The 21282-nt window shown below is 65.5% G+C and carries 21 protein-coding genes; 12 read left to right on the top strand and 9 right to left on the bottom strand.

The window, feature by feature from the left end; genetic code table 11:
- The first annotated feature begins 121 nt into the window (after nt 1-121).
- The gene (locus tag AC1D2E_RS29015) at nt 122-592 is read left to right on the top strand and encodes a hypothetical protein (RefSeq protein ID WP_478200605.1); all 471 of its coding nucleotides are present in this window, start codon (nt 122-124) and stop codon (nt 590-592) included.
- A gap of 220 nt (nt 593-812) precedes the next feature.
- Here AC1D2E_RS29015 and AC1D2E_RS29010 read toward each other — a convergent pair whose 3' ends face one another.
- The 3 genes from AC1D2E_RS29010 to AC1D2E_RS29000 form a co-directional block, all read right to left on the bottom strand.
- Nucleotides 813-1184 (bottom strand): transposase, encoded by a 372-nt coding sequence (locus AC1D2E_RS29010; RefSeq protein ID WP_478200604.1) that lies wholly within the window; start codon nt 1182-1184, stop codon nt 813-815.
- Between the two features lie 73 nt (nt 1185-1257).
- Nucleotides 1258-1701 carry a helix-turn-helix domain-containing protein gene (locus AC1D2E_RS29005; protein WP_478200603.1) on the bottom strand — a complete coding sequence of 148 codons (444 nt, stop codon included), beginning with the start codon at nt 1699-1701 and terminating at the stop codon, nt 1258-1260.
- Between the two features lie 115 nt (nt 1702-1816).
- Complete coding sequence (locus tag AC1D2E_RS29000; protein ID WP_478200602.1) at nt 1817-2194, bottom strand: hypothetical protein; 378 nt, start codon at nt 2192-2194, stop codon at nt 1817-1819.
- A 46-nt stretch (nt 2195-2240) separates the two neighbouring features.
- Between AC1D2E_RS29000 and AC1D2E_RS28995 the strand changes: the two genes are divergently transcribed.
- Together AC1D2E_RS28995 and AC1D2E_RS28990 are read left to right on the top strand one after the other, a co-directional pair.
- The gene (locus AC1D2E_RS28995; protein ID WP_478200601.1) at nt 2241-2432 is read left to right on the top strand and encodes a hypothetical protein; all 192 of its coding nucleotides are present in this window, start codon (nt 2241-2243) and stop codon (nt 2430-2432) included.
- 8 nt (nt 2433-2440) lie between these two features.
- Entirely contained in the window at nt 2441-3607 is a 1167-nt protein-coding gene (locus AC1D2E_RS28990; RefSeq protein ID WP_478200600.1) for an MFS transporter, read from the top strand.
- A gap of 72 nt (nt 3608-3679) precedes the next feature.
- On the opposite strand, the gene AC1D2E_RS28985 is transcribed toward AC1D2E_RS28990, so the two are convergent.
- Nucleotides 3680-4327 (bottom strand): GntR family transcriptional regulator, encoded by a 648-nt coding sequence (locus tag AC1D2E_RS28985; RefSeq protein ID WP_478200599.1) that lies wholly within the window; start codon nt 4325-4327, stop codon nt 3680-3682.
- A 126-nt stretch (nt 4328-4453) separates the two neighbouring features.
- Between AC1D2E_RS28985 and scpA the strand changes: the two genes are divergently transcribed.
- Genes scpA through AC1D2E_RS28955 form a run of 6 tightly spaced genes read left to right on the top strand, consistent with a single transcriptional unit; the run spans nt 4454 to nt 12837 of the window.
- Entirely contained in the window at nt 4454-6613 is a 2160-nt protein-coding gene (scpA, locus tag AC1D2E_RS28980; protein WP_478200598.1) for a methylmalonyl-CoA mutase, read from the top strand.
- 2 nt (nt 6614-6615) lie between these two features.
- A complete protein-coding gene (gene meaB, locus AC1D2E_RS28975; RefSeq protein ID WP_478200597.1) occupies nt 6616-7677 on the top strand; it encodes a methylmalonyl Co-A mutase-associated GTPase MeaB in 1062 nt (353 codons plus the stop codon).
- 47 nt (nt 7678-7724) lie between these two features.
- On the top strand, nt 7725-9257 hold the full coding sequence (locus tag AC1D2E_RS28970) for an acyl-CoA carboxylase subunit beta (RefSeq protein WP_478200596.1): 1533 nt from the start codon (nt 7725-7727) through the stop codon (nt 9255-9257).
- A gap of 17 nt (nt 9258-9274) precedes the next feature.
- Nucleotides 9275-11323 (top strand): acetyl-CoA carboxylase biotin carboxylase subunit, encoded by a 2049-nt coding sequence (locus AC1D2E_RS28965; RefSeq protein ID WP_478200595.1) that lies wholly within the window; start codon nt 9275-9277, stop codon nt 11321-11323.
- Nucleotides 11324-12364: a biotin synthase BioB gene (gene bioB, locus AC1D2E_RS28960; RefSeq protein ID WP_478200594.1), complete on the top strand. Its 1041-nt coding sequence runs from the start codon at nt 11324-11326 to the stop codon at nt 12362-12364.
- Complete coding sequence (locus tag AC1D2E_RS28955) at nt 12361-12837, top strand: VOC family protein (protein ID WP_478200593.1); 477 nt, start codon at nt 12361-12363, stop codon at nt 12835-12837. The genes bioB and AC1D2E_RS28955 overlap by 4 nt, the downstream gene beginning before the upstream one ends.
- A gap of 124 nt (nt 12838-12961) precedes the next feature.
- Here AC1D2E_RS28955 and AC1D2E_RS28950 read toward each other — a convergent pair whose 3' ends face one another.
- The 5 genes from AC1D2E_RS28950 to AC1D2E_RS28930 all read right to left on the bottom strand — a co-directional run bounded on the left by AC1D2E_RS28950 (nt 12962) and on the right by AC1D2E_RS28930 (nt 17514).
- Nucleotides 12962-13594 (bottom strand): LysE family translocator, encoded by a 633-nt coding sequence (locus AC1D2E_RS28950; RefSeq protein WP_478200592.1) that lies wholly within the window; start codon nt 13592-13594, stop codon nt 12962-12964.
- Nucleotides 13591-14220 (bottom strand): RnfABCDGE type electron transport complex subunit B, encoded by a 630-nt coding sequence (locus tag AC1D2E_RS28945; protein ID WP_478200591.1) that lies wholly within the window; start codon nt 14218-14220, stop codon nt 13591-13593. Before AC1D2E_RS28945 ends, AC1D2E_RS28950 begins: the two co-directional genes overlap by 4 nt.
- Nucleotides 14221-14224: 4 nt before the next feature.
- Nucleotides 14225-15619: a polyhydroxyalkanoate depolymerase gene (locus AC1D2E_RS28940; RefSeq protein WP_478200590.1), complete on the bottom strand. Its 1395-nt coding sequence runs from the start codon at nt 15617-15619 to the stop codon at nt 14225-14227.
- 114 nt (nt 15620-15733) lie between these two features.
- A complete protein-coding gene (locus AC1D2E_RS28935) occupies nt 15734-16345 on the bottom strand; it encodes a nucleotidyltransferase family protein (RefSeq protein ID WP_478200589.1) in 612 nt (203 codons plus the stop codon).
- Entirely contained in the window at nt 16318-17514 is a 1197-nt protein-coding gene (locus AC1D2E_RS28930; RefSeq protein WP_478200588.1) for an amino acid aminotransferase, read from the bottom strand. Before AC1D2E_RS28930 ends, AC1D2E_RS28935 begins: the two co-directional genes overlap by 28 nt.
- Nucleotides 17515-17620: 106 nt before the next feature.
- Between AC1D2E_RS28930 and uvrB the strand changes: the two genes are divergently transcribed.
- From uvrB to AC1D2E_RS28915, 3 genes are all read left to right on the top strand, one after another.
- Nucleotides 17621-19729: an excinuclease ABC subunit UvrB gene (gene uvrB, locus AC1D2E_RS28925; protein ID WP_478200587.1), complete on the top strand. Its 2109-nt coding sequence runs from the start codon at nt 17621-17623 to the stop codon at nt 19727-19729.
- 335 nt (nt 19730-20064) lie between these two features.
- The gene (iscR, locus tag AC1D2E_RS28920) at nt 20065-20601 is read left to right on the top strand and encodes a Fe-S cluster assembly transcriptional regulator IscR (RefSeq protein ID WP_158720462.1); all 537 of its coding nucleotides are present in this window, start codon (nt 20065-20067) and stop codon (nt 20599-20601) included.
- 75 nt (nt 20602-20676) lie between these two features.
- Nucleotides 20677-21282: aminotransferase class V-fold PLP-dependent enzyme (locus AC1D2E_RS28915; RefSeq protein ID WP_478200586.1), on the top strand; the 606-nt coding region annotated here is incomplete at its 3' end.

Raw genomic sequence — 21282 nt, 5'->3', positions numbered from 1 at the left:
GGGTCTTTTTTTGTCTGTGATGTGTCAATCAGAATGGTCTGAAAAGTCGATGGAATCTTCGGCGAGCAGCGCGAGAGCGCAGTCCCTCGGCCGATGAGGCTTCGTGTTGGGTGCGGTACGCTTGACGACCAAGAAATCAGGAAGCAAAGGTCGCGCGGTGAAAAGCGAGCAGATTCAAGTACTCAACTACAGCGCGCACGCGATCGATGATCTGCGTCGAATTGACGAGCGGATTCGGGGTGCATGGCCTCAGTCAGCCCAAACGTTGCGCCGCTTGACTGACATGCTGCGCGAGAGCGTTAAATTCTTGCTCCCGAACTGTTGCGACTTGATAGACCCCGACGAACTGCGCCAAGCCCACCTTGATCTGCTTCGGCTTCCCTATCCCCTGGTCGCCTTCGAAGCGCCATGGGAGAAGGGGGAGGACGGCCTGAGGCAGGTTGGCGAGTTTCCACAAACGCCCGCCACGAAGCGGATTGCGCTGTGTTGGGAGGCGAGCCCGAAGTACGAAGTAGTGCCCGGGCTCAACGAGATATTGAGTCATTTCCCGCAAGGTGGCGTCTTCGTGGTTCCGATCTATTGGGCAGCATGAATCGCCCCGGGGCGATTCACTACCCGCGCATTGCAAACTTCGGCGAAGCCCAGAGGGCGCAGCGCCACGTCCCATCCTCCATCACGAGCTTGCGATTGCGTATCGGCGAACTGCTGGCTCGCAACCTGCCCCGATGCCCCGTAGTCTTCGGCACAAGCGAGCATCAGATATCTAACACAGTAAAACTATTACATTGGCAAATAAGTTTCGAAACGTAATATCACTTCAGGCATTGGCGCGTGAGGATGCCGATCTCGATCTCTGCCATGTTGAGCCAACCGAAGCGCTTCCTGAAGTGGATGTTCAGGTTGTCCAGCACGAGATGAACGCGGCGCGCCGTCGCATACGTGTCGGTGAGAAGTGCCTGGACGCAGCCGACGAAGTCCGTCTTGCCCCGGTGATCGGTGACCGAGACGACGCGCTGTCCCGCCTTGCGCTCTACCGCCACGAACAAATTGGTCGTGCCCTTGCGCGCGTATTCGTCATCCAGCTTGGTCCGTAAGCCCGGCGCCATAGGCGAGGGCTCTCGGCTATGGGCAATGAGTTGCAGGCTCTTCTCGTCGATGCAAATCACGGGCTCGTCGCCGCGCAAGGTGTGGCGTACGGCTTGAGCAGGTCGTACATGCGGCTGCGGTACTCTTCGGTGAGCGTGCCGATGCACCACATCAGCCGACGCCAGGGCTTGAGATCGTTTTTTTGAGCATGCGCCGGACGGTTTCTCGACTGACATTGCCAAGGCCCAATTCCTGGCGTGCGGCCCGTTCGAGTTCGACGATCGTCCAGCGCTGGTGACCCTCGGGCGGAGCCGAACACGCCAGCGCCGTCACGCGCGCCTCGGCATCGGTGTCGTACTGTCGAGGTCGACCCGAACGTGCAACRTCGAACACGGCGAGATCGACGCCTCCTTGCAGGTATGCCGAACGGGTGCGCCACAGCGCAGTGCGTCCGAATCCCAGAACCTCCATGATCTGCGCCTCGGGAATCCCGCGATCCAGACACGACAGCGCATGCGCTCGGTTCACTTCACGCGAATGATGGATTCCCTTGTTTCGAATCTCCTTGATGACCGACCGATCCTTCTCGGTCAATTGCAGTTCGGTCTGGCGCATAAGAATTCCTTCGTATTCGCCACGGGAATAGACGGAGTGTATTCATGTTTCGTTATTTACGTGACAATTTATTAGGGCAAATATCTAGTTTAATTTTGCCTTGTACAAGCGCTTTCTAAATTACGATCTCAGCAAATAATGATTGTTCAGGGAGTAAAAAGTGAAGAGTTCTATCTTCACTCATCTGGCTGCGCCCAGAGTGAGTTTGCGGTCCAGTGTTTGCGTCCCGCTGATTTTGGTAACCGGCGAGACGGTCACTTCCGAAATCATCAGCTTCGCCGGCTTGCGGGACGGTCGCGAGCACTTCGCGGTCAAGCTCGGTCCCGCCGCTTCCGTCTCGATAATCCGGATGTGTGGCGGAAGCGCCGCGCCTCACCTTGAGCAACTTTTCAGAACTGGTGGACGCCGCGGAAAACGGGGCCACTGTCCTGGCATCCATCAGGAACACCCACACCGGCGAGGTCCTGCGGGTTCCCTCGGACGTGTTGATCATGGCCACGGGCTTCGAACGACCCTGCCCACATCCGCTGTTAACCCGCATGAGCGACGAGTTGACCATGCTTGCGGACGGCAAGGCCTATGAACTGGATGCGACGTGGCGCATCAAGCCGCGTCGTCCCTGCGACTACGGCGTGTTCATGCAAGGGTACGGAGAAAGAACCCACGGTTTCTCCGAAGTCGTGCTCTCCCTGATGCCGCGGCGCGCCCGCGCTATCGCCGGCGCTGTATGACGCATGGCATGTCCCTGGAGCTACGCAAGCTGATCGCCCTGCGCGGCGCGTGGCAATTCCTGCTTCTGCAGCCGGTCGCCGTTCCATTCTTCCTGTCCAATGGGCTGACGGCCTCCGAAATCTACTGGCTGCAAGGMGTGTTCTTCACCGCTCTTTGCCTGTCGGACATTCCTGCGGGCGTGGTGGCAGGTCGGTTTGGCGAACGYGGCACTCTGTTGGCGGCTTGCGTGTTGAAGGGCATCGGCGGCATCCTCTTGTGCTTTCCCTCCAAATTCGGCATCTTCCTAGCCTACGCGATCATCGGCGTCGCCAACGCCCTCTACTCGGCGGTGGAGTCCACGCTGGTCTTCTCCAACCTTCCCGCGCAAGGCTCCAGGCTGCAAGCAGTGGAGAAGGTACAGAGTTTCAGCCAGGGCGTCATCTTCTCTGTTGTGCTCATCTCGGGGCTGGCGGGCTCTGCAGTGGCGCACGAGTACGGCTTTCGCGTCCTCATCGTGGCCAACGCGGTGTTTGCTTGGTCCAGTTTCGCGCTGGCCTCCTTGCTGGCCAAGGCTGGGCCGCGCCCGCCCTCCGCGCTCGGTGCCCGCCACTATAGGGGCGCGCTAGGACTGCTCCAGCTGGAAGCGCACGGCGCCCAGGTGGTACTGATTGCTTCGGGCGTCACCATTGTCGCCACGGTGCCGATCTTCATCCAGAACCGGCTGGTAGAGGAAGGCGCGCAGCTCCTGTCGTTCGGGGCGGTGTTCATCTTCCAGCAGTTGCTGGCCATGGCCTTCGGTTTCGCCACGGCCAGGTCAGACTTCGCGCGGGCGCTGGCGGGGAGACTCGGGCCCGTCTGGATCTGCACGCTGTGGGTGGGGGGCTTGCTGTTCCTTCATTTCGGCTCCACGTCCCTGGCCGTGCTGGCGCTGATCCAAGTGGAGCTGGCGCGTATCGCGCTGCTGGTGAACGTGACCAGCAAGTTCCACTGCGCAGTTCCCAATGAACTCCGGACGACGGTCGTTTCCATCCTCAACTTCGCCTCGCGCTTATATGGCGCCGCGGTGCTGGGGTTGGTCGGCGGCCTGTCGCGCCTCTGGCCAGGCACCGGTGCGGACACGCTGGTCCTGCTGCTCCTGGTGCTGGCAGCAATGGTGGTGTCCGGCCGCAACACCCTGCGGAGCACGAGCGCATAAGGATGCGGCTTCGCAGGGGTTGACCTTGTCCGGACTCAACTCGTCAAGAAATAAGCTCTTGACGCTTCACACTCAGTTCGCCGCTTCCAGCCCGTTGCGGAAGTGCTGCTGCATCCGCTGCATCGCGACCGCGGCGTCACGCGCCTTGATCGCCTCCATGAGCGCCCGGTGCTCCTTCAGCGATTCGCCGATGCGCCCGGCCTTCAGCAGCGAGTTGTGCCGGTTGAGCTTCATCACCTTGCGCAGGTCGGCCACCATCTGGTCGCGCCAGCGGTTGTTCGCGATCGTCAGCAAGCGCATGTGGAAGCGCTCGTTGATGGCGAAGAAATGCCCGCGGTCCACGTGCCCGGGCTTGGCAGCGGCCTCGAGCTCCGCGTGCAGCCGCTCGAGTTCGGCCAGTTCGGCGTCGGTGGCCTGCCGTGCCACCACGCCCGCTGCATCGCTCTCGAGCAGGCTCAGCAGGTGGTACACGTCCGCCAGGTCCTTCTCCGACACCTCGGTCACGTAGGCGCCGCGCCGCACCTTCATCGTCACCAGTCCCTCGGCGGCCAGCACCTTCAGCGCCTCGCGCAGCGGCGTGCGGCTGATGCCGTATTCCTCGGCCAGCTTGAGTTCGTCGATCCAGCTGCCGGGCTCGAGTTCGCGGTTGAAGATGCGCTGGCGCAGCAGTTCCGCCACCTCTTCGTAGAGGGCGCGCGGGGTGAGGGTGACAGCGGACATGGCTGAAATGTACCGCAAGTTGGTTCTTTGAATTAATAATTACAGATGGGTTAAACTCGGTTGAGTTGTCCGGCGACTGCGCCGACACTCCTCCCCGAACCTCGCATGACCTCCAAAGCGGCGCCCATGAGCAAAACCGAATACACCTTCACGCCTGCGACCCTCGAAGCCTGGACCCGGGCTGCCGCCAAGTCCGCCCCGGGTGGCAAGCTCCAAGCGTTGAACTGGGTCACGCCGGACGGCATCACGGTCAAGCCGCTCTACACCGCGGCCGACCTGCAGGGGCTCAAGTACACCGACACGCTGCCCGGCTTCGAGCCCTACCTGCGCGGCCCGCAGGCCACCATGTACGCCGTGCGCCCGTGGACCATCCGCCAGTACGCCGGCTTCTCGACCGCCGAGGAATCCAACGCCTTCTATCGCAAGGCCCTGGCGGCCGGCGGGCAGGGCGTGTCGGTGGCCTTCGATCTCGCCACCCACCGCGGCTACGACAGCGACCATCCGCGCGTCACCGGCGACGTCGGCAAGGCCGGCGTGGCGATCGACTCGGTCGAGGACATGAAGATCCTGTTCGACCAGATCCCGCTCGACAAGGTCAGCGTCTCGATGACCATGAACGGTGCGGTACTGCCGGTGCTCGCGGGCTACGTGGTCGCGGCCGAAGAGCAGGGCGTGGCGCAGGACCAGCTGAGCGGAACCATCCAGAACGACATCCTCAAGGAGTTCATGGTCCGCAATACCTACATCTTTCCACCGGCGCCGAGCATGCGGATCATCGGTGACATCATCGAGTACACGGCCAAGAACATGCCGAAGTTCAACTCGATCTCGATCAGCGGCTACCACATGCAGGAAGCCGGCGCCAACCAGGCGCTCGAACTGGCCTTTACCCTGGCCGACGGCAAGGAATACGTGAAGACCGCGCTGGCCAAGGGGCTCGACGTCGACGGCTTCGCGGGCCGGCTCAGCTTCTTCTGGGCCATCGGCATGAACTTCTACCTCGAGGTCGCGAAGATGCGCGCGGCGCGCCTGCTGTGGTGCCGGATCATGAAGGAGTTCGATCCCAAAAACCCCAAGAGCCTGATGCTGCGCACGCACTGCCAGACCTCGGGCTGGTCGCTGACCGAGCAGGACCCGTACAACAACGTGGTGCGCACCACCATCGAAGCGATGGCCGCGGTGTTCGGCGGCACTCAGAGCCTGCACACCAACGCGCTCGACGAGGCCATCGCGCTGCCGACCGAGTTCAGCGCCCGCATCGCGCGCAACACGCAGCTGATCATCCAGGAAGAGACCCACATCACGAGCGTGATCGACCCCTGGGCMGGCAGCTACATGATGGAGAAGCTGACGCAGGACATGGCCGATGCCGCCTGGGCCATCATCGAGGAGGTCGAGGCGATGGGCGGCATGACCCGCGCCGTCGACAGCGGCTGGGCCAAGCTCAAGATCGAAGCCGCGGCCGCCGACAAGCAGGCGCGCATCGACTCGGGCAGGGATGTGATCGTGGGCGTCAACAAGTACAAGCTCAAGGAAGAGGATACCCACGACATCCTGCAGATCGACAATGTCAAGGTGCGCGAGGGCCAGATCGCCAAGCTGAAGGCCATCCGCGAGAAGCGCGACAGCGCCGCCGTGCAGGCCGCGCTCGACGCACTCACCGCCGCGGCGGAAAGCGGCCAGGGCAACCTGCTCGATCTCAGCATCCAGGCGGTGCGCCTGCGCGCCACGGTCGGCGAGATCAGCGATGCGCTCGAGAAGATCTATGGCCGGCACCGCGCCGACACGCAGAAGGTCACGGGCGTCTATGCCGCCGCCTACGACTCGGCCGAAGGCTGGGAGACGTTGCAGCACGAGATCGCGGCCTTCGCCGAGGAACAGGGCCGGCGCCCGCGCGTGATGATCTCCAAGCTGGGGCAGGACGGCCACGACCGCGGCGCCAAGGTGGTCGCCACCGCTTTTGCCGACCTCGGTTTCGACGTCGACATGGGCCCGCTGTTCCAGACGCCGGAGGAATGCGCGCGCCAGGCGATCGAGAACGACGTCCATGCCGTGGGCGTCAGCACGCTGGCTGCCGGCCACAAGACCCTCGTGCCGGCGATCATCGCGGAGCTCAAGAAGCAGGGCGCCGACGACATCATCGTCTTCGTCGGCGGCGTGATTCCACGGCAGGACTACGACTTTCTCTACGAGGCCGGCGTCAAGGGCATCTACGGACCGGGCACGCCGATCCCGGCGAGCGCCAAGGACGTGCTCGAGCAGATTCGTGCGGCGGTTGTGGCCTGAAGATGCCGCCCGCCAAGTCACCGGCCACGGTGGACGCGCTGCTGGCCAGCGACGGTCCCTCGCAGCGCCGCGCGATCGCCAAGACGATCACGCTGCTCGAATCGACCCGCGCCGACCATCGCGCCCAGGCCGATGCGTTGCTCACGGCCCTGCTGCCGCACACCGGCAAGTCCTTCCGCCTCGGCATCTCGGGCGTGCCCGGGGTCGGCAAGTCGACCTTCATCGAGACCCTGGGGCTCTTCCTGATCGCCCGGGGCCATCGCGTCGCGGTGCTCACCATCGATCCGTCGTCCACCGTCTCGGGCGGCTCCATCCTCGGCGACAAGACGCGGATGGAGCATTTGTCGGTGCATGAGCGCGCCTACATCCGGCCCAGCCCCTCGAGCGGCACCCTCGGCGGCGTGGCCGAGAAGACCCGCGAGGCGATGCTGGTCTGCGAAGCGGCCGGCTACGACATCGTGATCGTCGAGACCGTCGGCGTCGGCCAGAGCGAGACCGCGGTTTCGGGCATGACCGACATGTTCGTGCTGCTGCAGTTGCCCAACGCAGGCGACGACCTGCAGGCGATCAAGAAGGGCGTGATGGAGCTGGCCGACCTGGTGGTGATCAACAAGGCCGACATCGAGCCGGATGCCGCCACCCGCGCGCAGGCCCAGATCACCTCGGCCTTGCGCCTGTTCGGCCACCACGGCAATCCGGCGCACGCGCAGGCCATGCACGCCGCCCATGCCACCCCGGGCACGCCCGAAGCCGAAGTTCGTTTCTGGCAGCCCAAGGTGATCCAGATCAGCGCGCTGCTGGGCACCGGGGTCGACGCCTTCTGGGCCGCCGTGCTGCAGTTCAAGGCGCTGCAGACGGCCAACGGCCGCTTCTCCAGCCGGCGCGAAAAGCAGKCGCTGGCCTGGATGTGGGAACGCATCGACGCCGGCCTCAAGCAGGCCTTCCGCCAGCATCCGCAGGTGCGGGCGCTGCTGCCCCGCACCGTGGCCGAGGTGGCGGCCGGCACCTTGCCCGCATCGACCGCTGCGCGCCAGCTGCTCGCCGCGCAGGCCGGACAGGCGTAGCCTGCGGCAGTCCCTTTCAAAAAGATCTACTCCTACGACGGAACGTCATGAAAGAAATCCTCGAACAACTCGAAAAACGCCGCGCCCAGGCGCGTCTCGGCGGCGGCCAGAAGCGCATCGACGCCCAGCATGCCAAGGGCAAGCTGACCGCACGCGAGCGCATCGAGCTGCTGCTCGACGACAACACCTTCGAAGAATGGGACATGTTCGTCGAGCACCGCTCGAGCGACTTCGGCATGGCCGACCAGAAGATCCCGGGCGATGGCGTGGTCACCGGCTACGGCATGATCAACGGCCGCCTGGTCTTCATCTTCAGTCAGGACTTCACGGTCTTCGGCGGCGCTCTCAGCGAGGCCCATGCCGAGAAGATCTGCAAGGTGATGGACCAGGCCATGAAGGTCGGCGCCCCGGTCATCGGCCTCAACGATTCCGGTGGCGCGCGCATCCAGGAAGGCGTGGCCTCGCTCGGCGGCTATGCCGACGTGTTCCAGCGCAACGTGATGGCCTCGGGCGTGGTGCCGCAGATCAGCATGATCATGGGCCCCTGCGCCGGCGGCGCGGTGTATTCGCCGGCCATGACCGACTTCATCTTCATGGTGAAGGACAGCAGCTACATGTTCGTCACCGGCCCCGAGGTGGTGAAGACCGTGACGCACGAGGACGTGACGGCCGAGGAGCTCGGCGGCGCCTCGACCCACACCACCAAGAGCGGCGTGGCCGACATGGCCTTCGAGAACGACGTCGAGGCGCTGATGATGCTGCGCCGGCTCTACAACTACCTGCCGCTCAACAACCGCGAGAAGCCGCCGGTGCGCCCGAGCGGCGACCCGGCCGACCGTGCCGACCTGTCGCTGGACACGCTGGTGCCCGACAACCCGAACAAGCCCTACGACATGAAGGAGCTGATCACGAAGGTGGTCGACGACGGCGACTTCTTCGAACTGCAGCCCGACTATGCGAAGAACATCGTGATCGGCTTCGGCCGCATGGAAGGCCAGAGCGTGGGCATCGTCGCCAACCAGCCACTGGTGCTTGCCGGCTGCCTGGACATCAAGTCGTCGATCAAGGCGGCACGCTTCGTGCGCTTCTGCGATGCCTTCAACATCCCGGTCGTGACCTTCGTCGACGTGCCCGGCTTCATGCCCGGCACCAGCCAGGAGTACGGCGGCATCATCAAGCACGGCGCCAAGCTGCTGTATGCGTACGCTGAATGCACGGTGCCGAAGATCACGGTCATCACGCGCAAGGCCTACGGCGGCGCCTACGACGTGATGGCCTCGAAGCACTTGCGCGGCGACGTCAACCTCGCCTGGCCGCGCGCAGAGATCGCCGTGATGGGCGCGAAGGGGGCGGTGGAAATCATCTTCCGCGAGGACAAGAACAACCCCGAGAAGCTCGCCGCACGCGAGGCCGAGTACAAGGCGCGCTTCGCGAATCCCTACGTGGCGGGCACACGCGGCTATATCGACGACGTGATCCTGCCGAGCGAGACCCGCAAGCGCATCTGCCGCAGCCTGGCGATGCTGCGCGAGAAGAAGCTCGAGAACCCGTGGCGCAAGCACGGCAACATTCCCCTTTGAGATCGGGAGACCCCAACATGTTCAAGAAGATCCTGATTGCGAATCGCGGGGAAATCGCCTGCCGCGTCATCAAGACCGCGAAGAAGATGGGCATCCTCACGGTGGCCGTCTACTCCGACGCCGACAAGGACGCGCGCCACGTCGAGCTGGCCGACGAGGCGGTGCACATCGGCGGCTCGGCCAGCCGCGACAGCTACCTGCAGGCCGACCGCATCATCGCGGCCTGCAAGAAGACCGGTGCCGAGGCCGTGCATCCGGGCTACGGCTTCCTGTCCGAGAACGAGGCCTTCGCCCGCAAGGTCGAGGAGGAGGGCATCGCCTTCGTCGGGCCGAAGCATTATTCGATCGCCGCGATGGGCGACAAGATCGCCTCGAAGAAGCTCGCCAACGAAGCCAAGGTCAACACCATTCCCGGCTGGAACGACGCGATCGAGACCGCCGAGCGCGCGGTGGAGATTGCCAAGGACATCGGCTACCCGGTGATGATCAAGGCCTCGGCCGGCGGCGGCGGCAAGGGCCTGCGCGTGGCCTACAACGACAAGGACGCGTTCGAAGGCTTCACCTCCTGCCGCAACGAGGCGCGCAACAGCTTCGGCGACGACCGCGTCTTCATCGAGAAGTTCGTCGAGGAGCCGCGCCACATCGAAATCCAGGTGCTCGGCGATGCGCATGGCAACGTGATCTACCTGAACGAGCGCGAGTGCTCGATCCAGCGGCGCCATCAGAAAGTCATCGAGGAGGCGCCGTCGCCCTTCATCAGCGACGCCACGCGCCGCGCCATGGGCGAGCAGGCCGTGGCGCTGGCCAAGGCCGTGAACTACCAGAGCGCGGGCACGGTCGAATTCGTGGTCGGCAAGGACCAGAGCTTCTATTTCCTCGAGATGAACACCCGGCTGCAGGTCGAGCACCCGGTGACCGAGGCGATCACCGGGCTCGACCTGGTCGAGCTGATGATCCGCGTCGCCGCCGGCGAGAAGCTGCCGCTGGCGCAGAAGGACGTGAAGCGCGAAGGCTGGGCCATCGAATGCCGCATCAATGCCGAGGATCCGTTCCGCAACTTCCTGCCCTCGACCGGCCGGCTGGTGCGTTTCCTGCCGCCCAAGGAGACCATGTTCTCGGCCGACACCCGGCACCTGTACGGCGTGCGGGTCGACACCGGCGTCTACGACGGCGGCGAGATCCCGATGTTCTACGACTCGATGATCGCCAAGCTGATCGTCCACGGGCGCGACCGCGCGCACGCCATCGCGCTGATGCGCGAAGCGCTCAACGGCTTCGTGATCCGCGGCATCAACAGCAACATCCCGTTCCAGGCGGCGCTGCTCGCGCACCCGAAGTTCGTCAGCGGCGACTTCAACACCGGCTTCATCGCCGAGCACTACGGCCGCGGCTTCCATGCCGAGGACGTGCCGCACGACGACCCCGATTTCCTGGTCGCGCTGGCGGCCTACATGCATCGGCGCTACCGCGCGCGGGCCTCGGGCATCAGCGGCCAGCTCAACGGCCATGGCGTGAAGGTCGGTGAACAGTTCGTGGTGGTCGTGATGGACGAGAAGGGCCGGCACGTGCACAAGCCGGTGTCGGTGACGGACTTCCACGGCCAGACCGGTTCGAGCGCGGTGGCGGTGGGCGAGCGCAGTTACAAGATCGACAGCAGGGCGTCGCTCGGCAGCATCCGGGTCGAAGGCATGGTCAACAACCGGGCCTTCGTCGCCCAGGTCGAACGCGGCGCCGGCAAGAATCCGCTGTCGCTGCGGGTGGCGCACAACGGCACGCAGATCGAGGCGACGGTGCTGTCGCCGCTCGGCGCGCGGCTGCTGTCGCTGATGCCCTACAAGGCGCCGCCGGACCTGAGCAAGTTCCTGATGTCGCCGATGCCGGGGCTGCTGGTCGAGGTCTCGGTGCAGCCCGGCCAGCAGGTCCAGGCGGGCGAGAAGCTCGYGGTCATCGAGGCGATGAAGATGGAGAACGTGCTGTTCGCGGCGCAGGACGGCGTGGTCGGCCACATCGCGGCGGCCAAGGGCGAATCGCTCGCAGTCGACCAGGTCATCATGGAGTTCGCATAGATGAGGGCCGACGACCTGAAGGCGGCCGAGTCCCGGACCGTCACGCTGCATCGTTCGCCGGCAGCATCCGCCACGCCGCGCGGCCCCTGGTCGGTGGCGGCGGTGCAAGCGCTGCTCGACAAGCCTTTCAACGACCTGCTGTTCCAGGCGCAGACGGTGCACCGCGAGAATTTCCCCGGCGGCGATATCGAGCTCGCCACGCTGCTGTCGGTCAAGACCGGCGGCTGCCCCGAGAATTGCGGCTATTGCCCGCAGTCGGCCGAATTCGACACCGGCGTCAAGGCGCAGAAGCTGATGGAAGTCGACGAGGTGCTGCGCGCCGCGCGGGCCGCCAAGGCGGCCGGCGCCACGCGCTTCTGCATGGGCGCCGCCTGGCGCGCACCCAAGGACCGCGACGTCGAGAAGGTCGCGGTGCTGGTCGAGGCCGTCAAGGGCCTGGGCCTGCAGACCTGCGCGACCCTCGGCATGCTCGAGCCGCAGCACGCGCTGCAACTCAAGGCCGCCGGTCTCGACTACTACAACCACAATCTCGACACCGCCCCCGAGTACTACACCGACATCGTCGACACGCGCAGCTACCAGGACCGGCTCGACACGCTGGCCCATGTGCGTGCCGCCGGCATCAGCGTCTGCTGCGGCGGCATCGTCGGCATGGGCGAGGCGCCGGTGCATCGCGCGGGGCTGATCGCCCAGCTCGCCAACCTGGATCCGTACCCCGAGTCGGTGCCGATCAACAGCCTGGTGCGCGTGCCCGGCACGCCGCTGGCCGATTCGGAGCCGATCGATCCGCTGGATTTCGTGCGCATGATCGCGGTCGCGCGCATCACGATGCCGAAGGCGCGCGTGCGCCTGTCGGCGGGCCGGCAGCAGCTCGGCGAGGCGGTTCAGGCGCTGTGCTTCCTGGCAGGCGCCAATTCGATCTTCTACGGCGACAAGCTGCTGGTCACGGGCAACCCCGACGTCGAGGCCGATGTGCAGCTGCTGGCCAAGCTGGGCCTCAAGGGGCGTTCGACCTCCGAAAAACAGGGAGCATGCGCATGACGCGTCCATTCAAGGTGCTGGGCATCCAGCAGATCGCGATCGGTGGTCCGGACAAGACCCGCCTGCAGAAGCTGTGGGTCGAGATGCTGGGCCTCGAGGTCACGGGCACGTTCAAGAGCGAGCGCGAGAACGTCGACGAGGACATCTGCGTGATCGGCAGCGGTCCCTTCAAGGTCGAGGTCGACCTGATGCAGCCGCTGGACCCCGAGAAGAAGCCCGCGGTCCACGCCACGCCGCTGAACCACGTGGGCCTGTGGGTCGACGATCTGCCCACGGCGGTCGAGTGGTTGACCGCGCAAGGCGTTCGCTTCGCGCCGGGCGGCATCCGCCAGGGCGCGGCCGGCTTCGACATCTGCTTCCTGCATCCGAAGAGCAACGACGAATTCCCGATCGCGGGCGAAGGCGTCTTGATCGAACTGGTGCAGGCGCCGCCGGAAGTGGTGACCGCCTTCTCGGCGATGGCCGGAGGCTGACGCTCCGGCCCCCGCACAGCGTGGCCCCTTCGTGAAACACCGCGGAACCGGCTTCGCCGGGCCGCTGGTGTAGGGGGTGGGCGCCCCGACACGAAGTGCGGGGCAACCTGGGGGCAAGCAACAACTACCCTGGACGGCGCCAGATGGCCAGCGTCGCCGCCAGCAGCCACATCCCCGCCGCGCAACCACGGTTGAGCGCGCGCAGGCTGCGCTGCGAGAGCCAGCGCACGGCCTGTGTGCCGGCGGTCGCGTAGGCCAGCATCACCAGGGTGTCGATGCCGACGAAGATCGCGCCCAGCACCACGTACTGCGGCCCTTGGGGCTGGGCGATGACGACGAACTGGGGCAGGAAGGCGGCGAAGAACAACAGTGACTTCGGGTTCGACAAGGCCACGGCCAGGCTTCGCAGAAGCGCCAGCCGTCCGCGCAGCGGCCGGCTCGGCGAGGCGGCCAGCACGGCGCCAACGTCCGCCGGCGGAGTGCGCCAGAGCTTGATGCCGAGCCAGACCAGGTAGAGGACGCCGGCGACGCGGATCGCATTGAAAAGCCACTCGGACGCTGCCAGCAGGGAGCCCAGTCCGAGCGCCACCGTGGCAATCACGATGCTGCTGCCCAGCGACGCACCGGCAATGCCCCAGGCCGCCGCGCGCATGCCGCCGGAGATGCCGTTGGAGAGTGCCAGCAGCATCGTCGGGCCGGGCGTGATGGCCAATGCCGTCGAGGCCAGGACGTAGAGCAGCAGGGTGTCGAGGCTCATGGCTTGGGCRTGGCCTTGGCGGCGGCGGCTCGGGCGCGCGCCAGCGCAGCTTCGACGATCGCGCGCTTGCGGTCGGCAGCCTCGGGCGCGTCCGGCGGCACCTCGCTCTGCGGCGCATCCACGGGCCCGCTGCGGGCATGTCGTGCGGCATGTGCGGCGTAGCGTGCGCGTGCGTGCTCGGCCTGCGCCGGGGACCAGGCCTGCCAGCCGCTGCGGYCCGGCGTGACGGTCTCGAGCGAGATGCAGTCGACCGGGCAGGCCGGAATGCACAGTTCGCAGCCGGTGCAATGCGCATCGATCACGGTGTGCATGCGCTTGTGGATGCCGACGATGGCATCGGTGGGGCAGGCATCGAGGCACAGCGTGCAGCCGATGCACCAGGCTTCGTCGATCACCGCCAGGGCGCGCGGCCCCTCGACGCCGAACTGCGGATCGATCGGCCGCGCCGCCTTGCCCGTGATCCGCGCCAGTCGCGCGACGCCCTCGGCACCCCCGGGCGGGCATTGGTTGACGTCGGCCTCGCCGGCGTCGATGGCTTCGGCGTAGCCGGCGCAATCGGGGTAGCCGCAGCGGGTGCACTGCGTCTGCGGCAGCGCGTCCAGCAGGTGGGCGGCCGTCGGCGTCACGGCCTCAGCCGGCCTTGCGCCGGGCCGGGGCCGACCGGCGCGCCGGCGTTGTCTTGCTCGCGGCCGCCGTCTTCCTTGCCGGGCTGGCCTTGATCGGGTCTTCGGCGGCCAGGATCGCGCGGCTCGCGCGCTTCTGCGGCTTGTCGTACGCCGCGATGAAGGCGCGTACCTCCGGGTAGACATGCTCGCGCCATCGGCGTCCGCTGAAGATGCCGTAGTGTCCGGCACCCTTGACCTCGAGATGCCGTTGTTCCTTGGCGGCGACGCCGGTGCACAGTTCGTGCGCGGCACGGGTCTGGCCCGAGCCGGAGATGTCGTCCAGTTCGCCTTCGACCGTCAGCAGGCCGGTCGAATGGATGTCCTGCGGTCGCACCGGCTCGCGCTCGCCGGCCGCGTTGGTCACTTCCCAGGTGCCGTTCACCAGGTCGAACTTCTGGAACACCGTGCGGATCGTTTCGAGGTAGTAGTCGGCGTCCATGTCGAGCACCGCGTTGTACTCGTCGTAGAACTTGCGGTGGGCCTCGGTGCTGGCGTCATCGCCCTTGATCAGGTCCTTGAAATAGTCGTAGTGGCTGCTGGCATGGCGGTCGGGGTTCATGGCCACGAAGCCGGTGTGCTGCAGGAAGCCCGGATAGACGCGCCGTCCGGCGCCCGGGAAGCCGTCCGGCACCCGGTAGATCACGTTGTTCTCGAACCACTCGAAGCTCTTGTTCATCGCCAGGTTGTTGACCGCCGTGGGCGACTTGCGGGCGTCGATCGGACCGCCCATCATGGTCATCGACAGCGGCGTCTTCTCGCCGCGGCTGGCCATCAGGGACACCGCGGCCAGCACCGGGACCGTCGGCTGGCAGACGCTGATCACATGGCAGTTGCCGTACTCGGCCTGCAGGTAGCGGATGAAGCCCTCGACGTAGTTGACGTAGTCGTCGAGGTGGAATTCGCCTTCCGAGAGCGGCACCAGGCGCGCGTTGATCCAGTCGGTGATGTAGACCTTGTGGCCCTGGAGCATGGTGCGCACCGTGTCGCGCAGCAAGGTCGCGTAGTGGCCCGAAAGGGGCGCCACGATCAGCACCACCGGCTGGCTCTTGAGCGTCTGCAGGGTGTCGGGCTCGTCGGTGAAGCGCTTGAATCGGCGCAGCTGGCAGAAGGGCTTCTCGATTTCGACGCTTTCGTGGATCACCACGTCGTGGCCGTCGACCTTGACCGTCTTGATGCCGAATTCCGGCTTCTCGTAGTCCTTGCCGAGTCGATACAGCAGGTCGTAGCCGGCGGCCATGCGCTGTGCCATCGGCGTCTGCCCGAAGGCCGCGCCCTGGCCGTAGAGTTTGGAGGCTGCCTGCGCGAAGTCCGCGAACGGTTCCATGAGGGAGCGCTGCGCTTCGTAGAGTTGGTAAAGCATCGGAGGGCCTGAACTGAAAGTTGTTGCGATGCAATATATCAGCAGCGCCGCGGCCGAAGTAGGGGGCGCGCCCCACTTCAGTTCTTTCCGCGTGACATCTTCCCGTTTGTCGGACTAGCCAGGGATTGCGAACGAATCGAGCACCGTGAGCCAGGGCCAGCGGGCCTGGTAGTCGGCCGCCTTGGCCGCGTACAGGCGCGGCTGGTGGCAGCGCGGATTGGGCCGCAGGACACCCTCGTACAGCGCCTGCAGGCCGTGGGGCGCATAGAGCGTCGGGCCGCCTTCGCCCGGCTGCAGGCCGACGCAGGTGCAGTCCACCAGGAAGCGGTCGATCCCGTCCTGGGCGCACTGCGATGCCGCATAGCTGCCGCCGAAATAGTCCGCGTACCAGGTGTGAACGCGGGCCTGGTTCTTGGTCTCGATGGTGACGGGCAGCCCGGAAAAATGCCGCTGCACGCGCCCGTCGACCTGCCGTTCGGCTTCCGCCGACAGATCGGAGGCGTCGAAGTAGAACAGGTCGTAGTCGCGGATGCCCGCCTCTGGTGGCCGTCCGCACTGCCCGTTCCAGACGCTCTGGAACAGGCAGCCGGCCACCAGCCAGGCATCCGGCAGCGCCAGCGCGGGGAGGCCGTCGAGGATCGCGCGGTTGTGCGGGTTGCGCAGCGCGTCCTCGATGAAGCGGCCGGACAGGGCCGGGCTCAGAGAACCTTGGCGATGCTCTCGCAAACGTAGTCGATGTTCTTGCTGTTGAGCGCGGCCACGCACATGCGGCCGGTGTCGGTGCCGTAGACGCCGAACTCGTCGCGCAGGCGCACCATCTGGTCCTTCGTCAGGCCCGAGTAGCTGAACATCCCGATCTGCGAGGTGATGAAGCCCATGTCCTGCTTCACGCCGGCCGCCTTGAGGCCGTCGACCAGCTTCTGGCGCATGGCCTTGATGCGCACCCGCATCTCGGCCAGTTCCGCTTCCCAGACGGCGCGCCGTGCCGGGTCATTGAGCACCGCCGCCACCACCGCGCCGCCATGGATCGGCGGGTTGCTGTAGTTGGTGCGGATCGCGATCTTGAGCTGTGACAGCACGCGCGCGGCTTCTTCCTTGCTCTCGCAGAGCACCGACAGGGCGCCCACGCGCTCGCCGTAGAGGCTGAAACTCTTGGAGAACGAGGTCGAGACGAAGAAGGTCAGTCCGGCTTCGACGAACTTGCCGATCACGGCGCCGTCTTCCTGGATGCCGTGGCCGAAGCCCTGGTAGGCCATGTCGAGGAAGGGGGTCAACTCGCCGGCCTTGACGGCGGCGATGACCTGATCCCACTGGGCCGGCGTGATGTCGTAGCCGGTCGGGTTGTGGCAGCAGGCATGCAGTACCACGATGGTGCCCGCGGTCGCCGCCTTCAGCGCCGCCAGCATGCCTTCGAAGTCGATGCCGCGCTTGGTGGCGTCGTAGTAGGGGTAGCTTTCGACCGTGAAGCCGGCGTTGGTGAACAGCGCACGGTGGTTTTCCCAGCTCGGGTCGCTGATCAGCACCTTGGCCTGCGGCGTCAGCTTCTTCAGGAAGTCGGCGCCGACCTTCAGGCCGCCGGTGCCGCCGATGGCCTGGATGGTGGCGACGCGGCCGGAATTCACCGGTTCGCTGTCGGCGCCGAAGACCAGGCCCTTGACCGCGTTGTCATAGGCGGCGATGCCGTCGATCGGCAGGTAGCCGCGGGCGCTGGGCGCCTTCATCATGTCCTCTTCCGCGGCCTGCACGCACTTCAGCAGCGGCAGCTTGCCGTTGTCGTCGTAGTACACGCCCACGCCGAGGTTGACCTTTTTCGGATTGCCGTCGGCCGCAAATTGCTCGTTGAGGCCCAGGATCGGGTCGCGAGGCGCCATTTCGACGGCGGTGAACATTGACATGGAAAGTCCTTTGGATGATCGGTTCACGTGAAGCCGGGTCCTGCGTTACGCTGCCCGGTTAGCTTGAATTTTACCGGCCGCGCCACCAGCTTCCGGAGTCCACGCCATGCCAGAAATGTCAGAAGTCATTCCCGAACCGCAACACGCCGATCCGGTGGGCCCGCACAAGCAGGGCGAATTCGTCAGCTTTCCGGGTTCCCCGTTCGAACTCTTCCAGCCCTATCCGCCGGCCGGCGACCAGCCGAAGGCCATCGAGGGCCTGGTCGAAGGCGTGCAAGACGGCGAGGTGTTCCAGACCCTGCTGGGCGTCACCGGTTCCGGCAAGACCTTCACCATGGCCAACGTGATCGCGCGGCTGGGCCGACCGGCGATCGTCTTCGCGCCCAACAAGACCCTGGCGGCGCAGCTCTACAGCGAATTCCGCGAGTTCTTCCCGAAGAATGCGGTGGAGTACTTCGTCAGCTACTACGACTACTACCAGCCCGAGGCCTACGTGCCGCAGCGCGACCTGTTCATCGAGAAGGACAGCTCGATCAACGAGCACATCGAGCAGATGCGCCTGTCGGCGACCAAGAGCGTGCTCGAGCGGCGCGACACGGTGATCGTCGCCACCGTGAGCGCCATCTACGGCATCGGCACGCCCGAGGACTACACGCAGATGCGCTTCATCATGCGCCAGGGCGACAAGATCGGGCAGCGCGACGTGATCGGCCGCCTGATCCGCATGCAGTACACGCGCAACGAGCAGGATTTCTCGCGCGGCACCTTTCGTGTGCGCGGCGACACCATCGACGTCTTCCCGGCCGAGCACAGCGAACTCGCGATTCGCATCGAGCTGTTCGACGACGAGATCGAGTCGCTGCAGCTGTTCGACCCGCTGACCGGCCGCATCCGGCAGAAGATCCCGCGCTTCACGGTCTATCCGTCGAGCCACTACGTGACGCCGCGCGACAAGGTCCTGAGCGCGGTCGAGACCATCAAGCTCGAGCTCGACGAGCGGCTGAAGTTCTTCGTCGGCGAAGGCAAGCTGGTGGAAGCGCAGCGGATCGAGCAGCGCACCCGCTTCGACCTCGAGATGCTGGCCGAGATCGGCCACTGCAAGGGCATCGAGAACTACACCCGCCACCTGTCGGGCGCCGCGCCCGGGGAGCCGCCGGCCACGCTGACCGACTACCTGCCGAAGGACGCGCTCATGTTCCTCGACGAGAGCCACCAGATGATCGGCCAGCTCAACGGCATGTACAGCGGCGACCGGGCCCGCAAGACCACGCTGGTCGAGTACGGCTTCCGGCTGCCGTCGGCGCTCGACAACCGGCCGCTCAAGTTCGAGGAGTTCGAAAAGCGCATGCGCCAGTGCATCTTCGTCTCGGCCACGCCGGCGCAATACGAGAAGGACAACGCCGGCAATGTCGTGGAGCAACTGGTGCGTCCCACCGGCCTGATCGACCCCGAGGTCGAGGTCCGCCCGGCCACTCACCAGGTCGATGACGTGCTCGGCGAGATCCGCCTGCGCGTGGACAAGAACGAGCGCGTGCTGATCACCACCCTGACCAAGCGGATGGCCGAGCAGCTCACCGACTACCTGAGCGACAACGGGGTCAAGGTGCGCTACCTGCACAGCGACATCGACACCGTGGAGCGGGTCGAGATCCTGCGCGACCTGCGCCTTGGGGCATTCGACGTGCTGGTCGGCATCAACCTGCTGCGCGAAGGCCTGGACATCCCGGAGGTCTCGCTGGTGGCCATCCTGGATGCCGACAAGGAAGGCTTCCTGCGGGCCGAGCGCTCGCTGATCCAGACCATCGGCCGGGCGGCGCGCAACCTGAACGGCAAGGCGATCCTCTACGCCGACCGCATGACGGACTCGATGAAGAAGGCGATCGACGAGACCGAGCGGCGCCGGGCGCGCCAGGTCGCGCACAACGAGGCCCATGGCATCACGCCGCGCAGCATCCTGAAGGAGGTCCGCGACCTGATCGACGGCGTCTACAGCGAGAAATCGGGCAAGGAGGCGGCCAAGCGCGAGCTGGAGCGCGCCAAGGTCGAGGACATGTCCGAAAAAGACGTGGCGCGCGAGATCAAGCGGCTCGAGAAGCTCATGCTCGAGCACGCCCGGAACCTCGAATTCGAGAAGGCGGCCCGCGTCCGCGACCAGCTGGCCGAACTGCGCGAGCAGGCCTTCGGCGCCTCCGGCCACGACAACATCGCTCTCTGAGACATTGCGGGACCGACCAACAAACTGCGCAGGAGTTTTTGCTCTGTCACCAACTGACTAGAGATTGCGGGACAGACCAACAAACTGCACAGCGGTTTTTGCTCTGTCCTCAACCGATCAGAGCGGCGGCCGGCGCAATCGGGTTTACCCGAGCAGGCCTGAGGGGCTTCTGCTATACTTGACCGAAATACTCAAGAACAAAAGAACTTCGCGATGAAGGGCGACTCCAACCGATCGGCACACCAGCCGGACGAGGGTCGTGCAGGGCGGAGACGAGGTCACCGCGGCCCTCGGGCGCGGTGTCATTTCCACGGTAAGCACTCAAGGAGCTTGCGATGCGTCTCACTACCAAAGGCCGCTTTGCGGTTACGGCCATGATCGACCTGGCGCTGCGCCAGAATACCGGTCCGGTCACGCTGGCCGCGATCAGCCAGCGGCAGCAGATTTCGCTGTCCTATCTCGAGCAACTGTTCGGCAAGCTGCGCCGCCACGAGCTGGTCGAGTCGACGCGCGGCCCCGGCGGCGGCTATTCCCTCGGCCGCAAGGCGGCGGACATCACCGTGGCCGACATCATCGTCTCGGTCGACGAGCCGATCGACGCCACCCAATGCGGCGGCAAGGAAAACTGCCTCGGCGAAGCGGGTCGCTGCATGACCCACGAGCTGTGGGCCTCGCTGAACCAGCGCATGGTCGAGTTCCTCGATTCCGTCACGCTGCAGAAGCTGGTCGATGACCAGATCGCCAAGGGCGTGCAGATCGAGAACAAGCCGGCCGTCAAGCGMGCTATCTCGGCGCAGCCAGTGGTCAAGCCGATCCGCGTCAACGCGCCGAACTCGGTCTTCGCACTGGGCAACGCCTTCGCCAAATCCTGATCCGGCGGCGCCTTCGGGYGCCTCCCTTTGAATCACTCCGAACAAAGATCAACCCCACGCCAGCCTGAGCCAGCCATGGACGTCACTCCTCATTTCCCCATCTACCTCGACTACGGCGCCACGACGCCGGTCGATCCGCGCGTCGTCGACGCGATGATTCCCTGGTTGCGCGAGCATTTCGGCAACCCGGCGTCGCGCAGTCACGCCTGGGGGTGGGAGGCCGAGGATGCGGTCGAGAAGTCACGTGCCGAAGTGGCCGACCTGATCGGCGCTGACGCGCGCGAGATCGTCTGGACCTCCGGCGCCACCGAGTCGAACAACCTCGCCCTCAAGGGCGCGGCGCACTTCTACAAGGGCAAGGGCAAGCACCTCATCACGGTCAAGACCGAGCACAAGGCGGTGCTCGACACCATGCGCGAACTTGAGCGCCAGGGCTTCGAAGTGAGCTACCTGGATGTCCAGGAAGACGGCCTGCTCGACCTCGAGGCATTCAAGGCCGCGATCCGTCCCGACACCATCCTGGCGAGCGTGATGTTCGTCAACAACGAGATCGGCGTGATCCAGGACGTGGTCGCGCTCGGCAACATCTGCCGCGAGAAGGGCGTGATCTTCCACGTCGACGCGGCCCAGGCCACCGGCAAGGTCGAGATCGACGTCAAGACGCTGCCGATCGACCTGATG

This window comes from Variovorax sp. P1_H2, from assembly GCF_056405295.1.
The sequence above is the reverse complement of the archived record's forward strand: the minus strand, read 5'-3'. Positions and strand labels throughout refer to the sequence as shown.

What these genes read in the sequence shown, in the direction of transcription:
- AC1D2E_RS29000 (WP_478200602.1), bottom strand. Translation starts at nt 2,194, where the DNA reads ATGATCAACACGTCCGAGGGAACCCGCAGGACCTCGCCGGTGTGGGTG.
- AC1D2E_RS28995 (WP_478200601.1), top strand. Translation starts at nt 2,241, where the DNA reads ATGAGCGACGAGTTGACCATGCTTGCGGACGGCAAGGCCTATGAACTG.
- AC1D2E_RS28985 (WP_478200599.1), bottom strand. Translation starts at nt 4,327, where the DNA reads ATGTCCGCTGTCACCCTCACCCCGCGCGCCCTCTACGAAGAGGTGGCG.
- AC1D2E_RS28970 (WP_478200596.1), top strand. Translation starts at nt 7,725, where the DNA reads ATGAAAGAAATCCTCGAACAACTCGAAAAACGCCGCGCCCAGGCGCGT.
- bioB (WP_478200594.1), top strand. Translation starts at nt 11,324, where the DNA reads ATGAGGGCCGACGACCTGAAGGCGGCCGAGTCCCGGACCGTCACGCTG.
- AC1D2E_RS28955 (WP_478200593.1), top strand. Translation starts at nt 12,361, where the DNA reads ATGACGCGTCCATTCAAGGTGCTGGGCATCCAGCAGATCGCGATCGGT.
- AC1D2E_RS28950 (WP_478200592.1), bottom strand. Translation starts at nt 13,594, where the DNA reads ATGAGCCTCGACACCCTGCTGCTCTACGTCCTGGCCTCGACGGCATTG.
- AC1D2E_RS28940 (WP_478200590.1), bottom strand. Translation starts at nt 15,619, where the DNA reads ATGCTTTACCAACTCTACGAAGCGCAGCGCTCCCTCATGGAACCGTTC.
- AC1D2E_RS28930 (WP_478200588.1), bottom strand. Translation starts at nt 17,514, where the DNA reads ATGTCAATGTTCACCGCCGTCGAAATGGCGCCTCGCGACCCGATCCTG.
- uvrB (WP_478200587.1), top strand. Translation starts at nt 17,621, where the DNA reads ATGCCAGAAATGTCAGAAGTCATTCCCGAACCGCAACACGCCGATCCG.